We start from the raw sequence: 2,334 nt of genomic DNA on the forward strand, positions 1-2,334 counted from the left end.
CAGGAGAAAAGCCAGGAAGAGCTGTTTAAGGAAATAGGCCAACAGCAAAGTTAAAAAGGAGGGGTACTATGAGAAAATTGGGATTGTTAATCATTATGTTCCTGCTCTTAGTTTCCTGCGGACATAATGATAATATCATAATACTGAGTGGGCATATTGTTAAAGCAATATCAGAAAACAATATTTTAATTTCAGGCACAGAATATTTTAATAATAAACATACCTCTACTGCTTTTTTAACCAAAATAAGCAAAAACGGAGATATATTCTGGACTAAAAGCTTTTACAAGTCTTATGTTATGAATTATTTTTTGGAGAAAAGGTATATTTCTATTTTCTTACAGTGTTTTGATCATCTTAAATATATCAAAATGGATTATAATGGCAATATTATTTATGAAAAGAAGTTCTATGTTATTGTACCGACTTCTGATTGTATTATAAAGGAAGAAAACTGCTATACTGTTGCTGGCATAAAGTTTATTTTAAAAATTGATTTTAATGGCAGGTTAATAAGTAAACTCAATAACCCTATAAAAAAATTGTGGCGTTTTATTGCCAAGGTTGATAATAAATATATTCTGTTTGCATATGATGATCGTTTTGCTACTGATGATTATGATTTTGTAAATATTTATAAGAATCTTAAACTTTATTCAATAAATAAGGATTTGGATATTCTTATTTCTGATAATGATGAGCAATCAAGCAAAATTAGATTACTTAATTACGCTTATGGTAATCGTTTAATTATTGGAGACAATAACGAGATAATCTATTTTGATAATTCGTTAAATGCGAATCATGTGAGAAAAACCGACAATAATTTTCAAAAGTTGCTATTGGACAAGGATTTGGAAATATTTATCAAATCAAACGATGTTCTTGGTTTTGGCAATTTTGTGAGAGCATATAGAGCGGAGAGTTTGATTTGGGAAATATTTCTACAGGGTGAGAAGGTTGTTATCCTTGATGGGGCAATCCTTGATGATAATATTGTGTTTGTCGGATATAAAGCAATAAAAAAAATAGACACAGTACATCTTTATGGCCATTCTTCTAACTTGTATGTTGCCTGTTATAATAAATCTGGGAAATTGCTCTGGAAAAAGGAGGTTACACCTCAAAAGCTGATTAAATACTAATCATCTACAGGAAAATGTTTATACAAATATATCGGCTCCATGATTTTGGACAAAAGCTTAAGTCTGATGTAATAACAGGAGAAAAGCCAGGAAGAGCTGTTTAAGAAAATTGGTAAACAGCAATATAATGGAGTAGGCTGTTTTAATTATCCGGATAGTAGGTAATCTTTTTGTTCTCAGTTATGTAAGCTGTTTTATGCTGTCATTGATTGTTTTTTGTTGCTGTGTTGTAATCTTTTGTTATGCATGGTTTTTCTGTTGAGTTTTATGATGATTTTTTAAGGTTTTATTTTTCTCATTCTTCTTTGAGCTCTTTTTACGGTTTTATGTCGCTTTATAAGGCAGGGGATATGGGAAAAAGTGCGGAGTTTACGGATGAGAGGCTCAGGTGGCTGGAAGAGCGCGGGATTGACAGGGATTCTTTGCGCTGTGTACGGCAGGTGCACGGCAGGGTTGTTGCGGATGCTTCTTCTTTTTTACCGGGGGATGAGCCTGAGGCAGACGGGCTTTTTTGCACAGACGATTCTCTTGTGTGCGGGGTTACGGTTGCGGACTGTATGCCCATATGGGTTTTCAGGGAGGACGGGACTGCGTGGGGGATTGTTCATTCCGGATGGAGGGGGACGGGGATTGCTGCTTTGCTTGCGGATGCGCTGGGTGAGGGCAGGAAGGTTGCCGTGCTGGGGCCTTCTATTCGCTCGTGCTGTTACAGGGTGGATAAAGAACGGGCGGAGGTTTTTGCGTCTGCGTTTGGCAGGGATGCTGCTGTGCGTAAGGCCGATGGTTTTTATCTGGATCTTGTTGCTGCAAACAGGGGGCTTCTGGAGAGGCGCGGGGTTTCTGTGTATACGATAGAGGGGTGTACCTGCTGTGATGAGCGTTTTGGTTCTTACAGGAGGGAGGGGGAGGCTTTTACGCATATGCTGGCAGTGTGTGCCAGGGGGTGATTTCTTTATCCTGTGCTTTTATGCGCCGCAGGCAGTAGAAACTGCGCTTTTTTGCTTTTTTGTTTGCTTTGGGCGCAGTTTCTACGTTCGGTATAATGTATTTTTATGCAAAATTGCTACTGCGGTATTTGAAGATATCTTAAAATATTGTTATTATCACAGGACTTTTGTTTTGAGAGTTAAATAGTTTTTTGGAGGATATATGAGTGGTTGGGCGCTTTTACGGGCAAAGAAAGAGTGGC

Annotated in this window: 2 protein-coding genes; both read left to right on the forward strand. The window is 37.7% G+C overall.

Going from position 1 to position 2,334, the window contains the following annotated elements:
• Positions 1–68 precede the first annotated feature (68 nt).
• Complete coding sequence (locus WKV44_10510) at positions 69–1,145, forward strand: hypothetical protein (GenBank protein MEM5948967.1); 1,077 nt, start codon at positions 69–71, stop codon at positions 1,143–1,145.
• 242 nt (positions 1,146–1,387) lie between these two features.
• On the forward strand, positions 1,388–2,092 hold the full coding sequence (locus WKV44_10515) for a polyphenol oxidase family protein (protein ID MEM5948968.1): 705 nt from the start codon (positions 1,388–1,390) through the stop codon (positions 2,090–2,092).
• Positions 2,093–2,334 lie beyond the last annotated feature (242 nt).

This window comes from Spirochaetia bacterium 38H-sp (assembly GCA_039023545.1).
Classification (GTDB): Bacteria; Spirochaetota; Spirochaetia; order Winmispirales; family Winmispiraceae; genus Rarispira; species Rarispira pelagica.